The sequence below is a fragment of the Paraburkholderia phenoliruptrix genome (assembly GCF_902859825.1).
Taxonomy (GTDB): Bacteria; Pseudomonadota; Gammaproteobacteria; order Burkholderiales; family Burkholderiaceae; genus Paraburkholderia; species Paraburkholderia phenoliruptrix.
Genome location: NZ_CADIKB010000001.1, coordinates 613,707 through 619,706 on the forward strand (window position 1 = coordinate 613,707; position 6,000 = coordinate 619,706).

The window sequence follows — 6,000 nt, forward strand, 5'->3', positions numbered from 1 at the left end:
GAAGGCCGGATAACGGCGTGTTTGGCGGGTTCGCACACACTATCGCGCGCGTCGCCCAAGGAGTCTGTTATGTGCCGCACGGTGCGCATGAGCGCGAGGGCCCCCATCCGCGAATGCAAATGTAAATGCGAGGCGAGGGCGCTGGCGGGAAGCCGAACTCAGTCTCAACTTAAGGGCAGAACTGAAGGACTGAACCGAGGCGTAGCGCGGCCTTTACACCGCGTGCAGAAGTCGGGCGGGCTGCGCGGGCTGAAGCGGATCGCGTGCGGCGTTCGGGCCTCGCGCAGCCTGCGCGGTGAACGTCAACGCAAATTGCGCGGCTTGCTGGCCGACCGTGGCGAGCTGGTCGACCACCTTTGCGTCGGAACAGGTGTCCACGCTGTCAAAGCGCGTTTCGAGCGTATTGATGCCGGCGCCGAACGGCGTCGGCCAGCCGCGCAATGCATGAACGATAGAGCGGAGCGAAGTCAGCACGGAACCTGCCGCCTGCCAGCCGTAAGCCGTGACGATGCAGCCGACCGCCCGGCCGTCGAGATACGGACGTTCGTCGGCGCGCAGTTCCTCGAGCGTGTCGAGCGCATTTTTTACAAGGCCCGACACGCCGCCGTGATAACCGGGCGTCGCAATGATTAGCGCGTCTGCATGACGCACGGCTTCGATCAGTTCGAGCTGTTCGTCGGTGCGAATGCTGTTTTCGGGCGCGTAGTGCGGCAGACTATGCAGGAACGTGCCGCCGAACAGCCGGGTTTTTGCACCCGCCGCTTCGGCGCCTCGCAACGCGAAGCCGAGCGCGCGCTCGGTCGACGAGGCCGCGCGCGTCGTGCCGCCAATGCCGACGACGAGCGGCCGGCGGTGATGATCGAAACTGGTCAACGAAATGCTCCTTCGGTAGCGGCTCACGGCGCTCGTGCGCGGGTTGCGCGGAAGCGAACCGGGGCGAACCGGGGCGAACCGGACTTTGAAGCACCATCTTAATGAGCGCGGAACGCGGCACGAAGCGACTTTTTGTTCTAACCATATAACCGGGAACCATGGCGGCATGCGCTTCGATTTCACGCGCTACCCCTGCCGATAAGCATATGGCGAACAATTGTTTGGGCGCGAGGGCGTGCGCCGTTATGATCGAGCCGTCTCCTCCATGACACTCCTTGACATGGGACTCGCCTCGCCTGCTTGCTGGCGGGGCTTTTTTTTCGCCGGTCCGCCGCCGGTTTTCTGCCGCTTCCCGGCGGCGCGCGGACAGCTCGCTTCACGATTGCGCCGTTTATCGCGTGCTACGATGGTCCGCGACACGATACCCGGCAAGCTCGACGAGGCAAATGGCAACTCTCTATGACACGCTCGGCGTGCCCATGCACGCCACCGACGAAGAAATCAAGCGCGCCTACCGCAAGGCGGCGATGAAGTGGCACCCGGACCGCAACGCGGGTTCCGAGGACGTGGCGCGCGCCGCGTTCCAGGAGATCAGGGACGCCTACGCGATTCTCTCGGACGCCGCGCAGCGCAAGGTGTACGACGCCGTCTACGCCGAGCAGATGCAGCAATGGGAAGCGCAGCGCGCGCGCCATCAGAAGGCGCAGGCGGAGCGCGAGGCAGCGGCGCGCGCGGCGGACGAGGCCGCCTATGCAGAGATGGTGTCGCTCGCCATGCGTTTCGCCGACGAAGGCCACAACCGGGACGTGCTGTTTGGCGTGCTGCTCGGGCGCCAGTGCGAGCCGGCGCGTGCCGCGCAGATCGCGGACAGCGTGGCGGCATTGCAGGCGGCACGGCGCGAGGCCGCGGCCAGCCGCGCTTCTACGGAAGAGGCGGCGGACATTGCTTTTGACGGGGGCGCCGACGCGTCGTCGCCCGAAGCCGTCAAAACGGGCTCCGGCGCTCACCAGACCGCCGCCCGTGGCGCCCACGCCACGCACGCTCAGCGCGACCGGCGCGAACAAAGCGACAGCGAGGCGCAGCCCGCCGGAGGTTTTTCCACACTGTGGTTCCAGTTTCTCAACGGCCTGCGGTTCTGAGCATCCCATTTTGGTGCTGCTTGAAACCGGCCGCTCCAGGGGCAAATTCCCGTAGCGCGCGGAATAAAGACATCGTAGTGTCACGGGGGCGCAAGACTCTGCGAGCACAATCGCGCATACAAGAGACAAAAACACGTACGGGGTAAGCGTGACCGAGAAATATAAAGTGCTGTTTCTCTGCCGTGAGAATTCAGCACGCAGCATCATGGCCGAAGCTTTGCTGCGGGAGTTGGCCGGACACCGGTTCGAGGTTTTCAGCGCGGGGCCGGAGCCGGCCTTGCGGATCCATCCGTTGACGGTGGCGCAACTGCGGCCCGGCGTTTCCGACCTGGGCGTGCTTTGCCCGAAAAGCTGGCTGGAATTCACCGGCGAATGGGCGCCGCGTATGGACCTCGTGGTTGCGCTGGACGAGAGCGTCGCCGCTCCGCACGCGCCGGTCTTTCCCGGCGAACCCGCGTTCAGCGTGTGGAATTTCGCCGATCCGCTCGCGGACTTCCTGTCCGAGCCGGAACGGATTCGTCTATTCGAAAAGGTGTTCTGGCAAATCGTGCGTCAGTTGAGCGGCTTTATCGAGGCGCCGAAATGCGCGCGGCCGCCGCGGCCGACACCGGTGCGCGGCGCAACCAGTCGTGCACTGGCCGGCTTGCCGACCTGCGATGTGCCGCGATAGCACGGCGCCTTGCCGCTTAGCGGTCGTTCGAGCGCGCGAGGCGGCTGCCTGCAAACGGGTCGTTTTTCCAGTCGACGTGCTTTTTAGGCTGCGGCGCGGGGGCGGGCGGCGCCGATAATTCGAAGTGGTCGATTGATTGGCCGGCGCTGATGGCCTGCTTGAGCCATTGCGGCATTTCACCCTGGCCGTCCCAGCTGTCCCCCGTCGCGCTGCGGTAGCGCGCGTTCTTTTGCGCGGCCGGTTCGGATGCCAGCACGGCGGCAAGGTCTTCCGGTTTGATGCCAAACTCTTCCATGCGATGGCGGAGATACGCAATCATGCTATCTCGCTTCCTTTCGTCCATAAGATATTCGTCCTTCTAAAGCGTCCAGCGTTCTGTCAAATGCAGATTGCGAGGAAAACCCGCGAGAGCTTCGAGTCCATTTAAATGGCGCCGGTCCGCGGTGAGGTTATTAATCGAAATTGGAAAAACGATGGTGACGATGCACTGATTTTGGGCGGCTGGTCTCACGTCCACGCTCCGTCTCGCAACGGCGTTTGCGCGGGGCCCTATCTTGTGGTTATGTCGCCATCATAACGCACTGCGCGCGCAATGCACGCACCGTTTCAACTGATTTTCGGGGATTTGAACGCGCTTTGGAGACTGTCCGCTCCGCCCCTAGTATCTTTCACCAGTTCCGAGCCGCCATTTGAATTCCGCAGTGCCCGAACTATAAAAGAAATAGCGGAGAGGACAATCCGTGTTTTCCAGCCTGAGGCGCCGTTTCGCAATGGTAGTGAACGCAGGCGGCGTCGGCACGGCGCGGGCGGCTCGTTGCCCGTTGCATTTCACGAGTCCATGCAGCAGGCCCGCGTGACATGGCTTTTTCCGACGGCCCCGATCGGGCGGCCGGCCTTTTACACGGATCGATTCTCGGGAGGGACGACACTGCTGCGCCGGATTCAAGGAGTCTGGACATGAAGCTACGTTTATTGATGGCGGTCGTGAGCGCCGTTCTTTTTCTCGCGCCACGCGCGGCCAGCGCCGACGACACGACGACGCAGCGCGGGGCCGAGCTATCCACCGGCACACCCGCCGGCAGTTCGGCCAGTCACAGGCTGATGCAGCATGCCAACGAGTCGGCACAGGCCACCACGGACATGTCGTTGAGCGAACCGGCGACAAGCGGCTCGCAGTCCGTTCAGAACGTCTCTTATGGAGGTGTGGCGACAGGGCGGTCGGAGACCGGCGCCCGGCAAAATATGCGTTGTTCCGCAAGGCCGCAATGCATGATTTACTTCGGCCAGTGAAGCCGCGGGTTCGCCGGGGCGGTGCGTCGCGGACTCACTGCCTCGTGTTTTTCATGCCAACGCGGTCTGGGTGGCCGCGTCCTCGGTATTTTCGACGATGCGGCTCACCATGGCCTCGACCCCCGGCCCCTGCATGGCCGCGCGTTCGCCGAAGCGGCGGAACTCGTCCAGCAGCGAGCGCCACGACGCGTGCCAGTGCGTTTCCTTGATGCACGTACCGGACGGATCGGCGATTCGCAGTACACCGTTGTCCGGATAGAAGGTGAGAGTGACCGGCATGCCGTCGATAACGCAGGTCGCGGTGCAGGGGCGGGTGCTAACCATATTCAATGTCCTTTCATTAGGCGAGGAGTCCACTGGATGCTGTTGGCGCATTCAGCAAACCCCGTGCCCGGCGCTTTCTTCAGCAGACGCCAATGAAATTCCGGCGATATCGCCTGAAAGGTCCCACCTGTGCGCAATGCGGCGGAGCCGTGCCTCTGCGCATGTGTCCGCAGCGCTTTTTGGCCGCCGCAATCAAATCAGTCGAGCGGCACGGTCAGACGATCGATGACCGCAGACGTCTCCGGGCGCACGCCGCGCCACCAGGCGAACGCCTCGGCGGCCTGCTCGACCAGCATGCCGACGCCGTCGGCAATGCCGCGCACGCCCGCGTTGCGCGCGAGCCGCAGAAACGGCGTGAGCCGCTTGCCGTACACCAGCTCATAAGCGGTGCCGGTCGGACTGAATACGCCCGGCGGGACGGGCGGCAGGTCGCCAGTCAGGCTTGCCGAAGTCGCGTTCACCACGAGATCGAAGCGGCCCAGCGCCGGCAGATCGCCATAGCCGCGGGCATGCACAGAAGCGCCGCCTGAGTCGACCTCGGCCACGAGCGCCTCGCCCTTCGCCACGTCGCGATTCGCGATGACGAGTTCGGCGGGACCCGCGGCGAGAAACGGCAGCAGCGCGCCGCGTGCTGCGCCCCCGGCGCCGAGCATCAGCACGCGCTTGCCGGCAAGCGGAACGCCGAGATTGACCTCGATATCGCGCGCGAGTCCGATGCCGTCGAAATTCTCTGCGATGATCCGGCCGTTCTCGAACTTGAGCGCATTGGCGGCGCCCGCCAGCGCCGCCCGTTCGCTGCGTTCATCGGCGAGAGCAAAGGCCTTGAGCTTGAAGGGCGCGGTGATGTTGATGCCCTTGCCGCCTTGGGCCGCAAAGGCGCGCACCATCCGCTCGAAACCGTCGTCGGGAACAAGCGGGCCCTCCATCGCGACATACGACATGGCCTGCTGTGTCGCCTCGGCGAACAGCCCGTGAATCAACGGAGACTTCGTGTGTCCGATCGGATTGCCGATCACAGCATACTGGTCAGTCATCTCTCTCTCACCTGGCGTAAAGCACGCCTTCCGTTTGCATGATGTCGATTTCGGCGGCTGAGAAACCGAGCGATTGGGCGACGTCCGCATTGTGCTGCCCGAGGTCCGGCGCGACTTCGCGGATGGTCGTGTCGCAATCGGAGAAGCGGAACGGCAGGTTCGGCAGGCGCACCGTCCCGTAACGCGGATGTTGCTGCTCGAGCACCATGCCGCGCGCCTGGATTTGCGGATCGTCGAGCACCTCGTCGATGCGCTGCACCTTTGCGCAAGGCACGTCGATACCGTCCAATAGTTCGAGGACCTCCGCGACCGGCCGCGCGGCGACCCAGGGCTGGACGACCGAAAGGATCGCCTGGCGATGCGTGTTGCGGCCCACGCTATCGTGAAAGCGTGCATCGCTGCCGAATCCGGCGGGCCCGCCGTGCGTTTCGATCAGGGCGGCGAAGCGCTTCCATGCGTCGTCCACTTGTGCCGCGATCACGAGATCGCCGTCGGCGGCGCGAAACACGCCGTATAGCGTCGAGGTCGGCATGTCGTGGCCCGTCTGTTCCGGCAGCACGGCAATGTCCCACAGACAGTTGAAGGTTGGGACGGCGGGTGCGGCATAGATTATGCGACCTTGCGATCATGGTCAATGTTGGATTTCGAGGGCGAACGCTTCAGGGCGGCG

The 6,000-nt window shown here is 64.2% G+C and carries 7 protein-coding genes and 1 pseudogene; 3 read left to right on the top strand and 5 right to left on the bottom strand.

The window, feature by feature from the left end; all coding sequences use genetic code 11:
* Window positions 1-213: 213 nt before the first annotated feature.
* Window positions 214-873, bottom strand: a complete 660-nt coding sequence (locus HV711_RS02805) for an NADPH-dependent FMN reductase (RefSeq protein WP_035476878.1) — start codon at window positions 871-873, stop codon at window positions 214-216.
* A 446-nt stretch (window positions 874-1,319) separates the two neighbouring features.
* Here HV711_RS02805 and HV711_RS02810 point away from each other — a divergent pair, with 446 nt between their 5' ends.
* Together HV711_RS02810 and HV711_RS02815 are read left to right on the top strand one after the other, a co-directional pair.
* Window positions 1,320-2,012, top strand: a complete 693-nt coding sequence (locus HV711_RS02810) for a J domain-containing protein (protein WP_014971963.1) — start codon at window positions 1,320-1,322, stop codon at window positions 2,010-2,012.
* Between the two features lie 205 nt (window positions 2,013-2,217).
* Window positions 2,218-2,682, top strand: coding sequence for a low molecular weight phosphatase family protein (locus HV711_RS02815; RefSeq protein ID WP_244142629.1), 465 nt, complete (start codon window positions 2,218-2,220; stop codon window positions 2,680-2,682).
* A 16-nt stretch (window positions 2,683-2,698) separates the two neighbouring features.
* Here the strand turns inward: HV711_RS02815 and HV711_RS02820 are convergent, their stop codons facing one another.
* A complete protein-coding gene (locus HV711_RS02820) occupies window positions 2,699-3,025 on the bottom strand; it encodes an H-NS histone family protein (protein WP_013590397.1) in 327 nt (108 codons plus the stop codon).
* Between the two features lie 614 nt (window positions 3,026-3,639).
* On the opposite strand from HV711_RS02820, the gene HV711_RS02825 reads away from it, so the two are divergent.
* Window positions 3,640-3,972: a hypothetical protein gene (locus HV711_RS02825; RefSeq protein WP_035476985.1), complete on the top strand. Its 333-nt coding sequence runs from the start codon at window positions 3,640-3,642 to the stop codon at window positions 3,970-3,972.
* A gap of 51 nt (window positions 3,973-4,023) precedes the next feature.
* On the opposite strand, the gene HV711_RS02830 is transcribed toward HV711_RS02825, so the two are convergent.
* The 3 genes and pseudogenes from HV711_RS02830 to HV711_RS02840 form a co-directional block, all read right to left on the bottom strand.
* The gene (locus HV711_RS02830) at window positions 4,024-4,296 is read right to left on the bottom strand and encodes a hypothetical protein (RefSeq protein ID WP_028359760.1); all 273 of its coding nucleotides are present in this window, start codon (window positions 4,294-4,296) and stop codon (window positions 4,024-4,026) included.
* Window positions 4,297-4,493: 197 nt separating this feature from the next.
* Window positions 4,494-5,330 carry a shikimate dehydrogenase gene (aroE, locus tag HV711_RS02835; protein WP_035476871.1) on the bottom strand — a complete coding sequence of 279 codons (837 nt, stop codon included), beginning with the start codon at window positions 5,328-5,330 and terminating at the stop codon, window positions 4,494-4,496.
* A gap of 7 nt (window positions 5,331-5,337) precedes the next feature.
* Window positions 5,338-5,889, bottom strand: a pseudogene (locus HV711_RS02840) (CoA transferase); the annotation flags it as partial.
* Between the last annotated feature and the right edge of the window lie 111 nt (window positions 5,890-6,000).

Excerpts from the sequence above, each read along its gene's own strand:
- HV711_RS02810 (WP_014971963.1), top strand. The coding sequence starts at position 1,320 with ATGGCAACTCTCTATGACACGCTCGGCGTGCCCATGCACGCCACCGAC.
- HV711_RS02815 (WP_244142629.1), top strand. The coding sequence starts at position 2,218 with ATGGCCGAAGCTTTGCTGCGGGAGTTGGCCGGACACCGGTTCGAGGTT.
- HV711_RS02820 (WP_013590397.1), bottom strand. The coding sequence starts at position 3,025 with ATGGACGAAAGGAAGCGAGATAGCATGATTGCGTATCTCCGCCATCGC.
- HV711_RS02825 (WP_035476985.1), top strand. The coding sequence starts at position 3,640 with ATGAAGCTACGTTTATTGATGGCGGTCGTGAGCGCCGTTCTTTTTCTC.
- HV711_RS02830 (WP_028359760.1), bottom strand. The coding sequence starts at position 4,296 with ATGGTTAGCACCCGCCCCTGCACCGCGACCTGCGTTATCGACGGCATG.
- aroE (WP_035476871.1), bottom strand. The coding sequence starts at position 5,330 with ATGACTGACCAGTATGCTGTGATCGGCAATCCGATCGGACACACGAAG.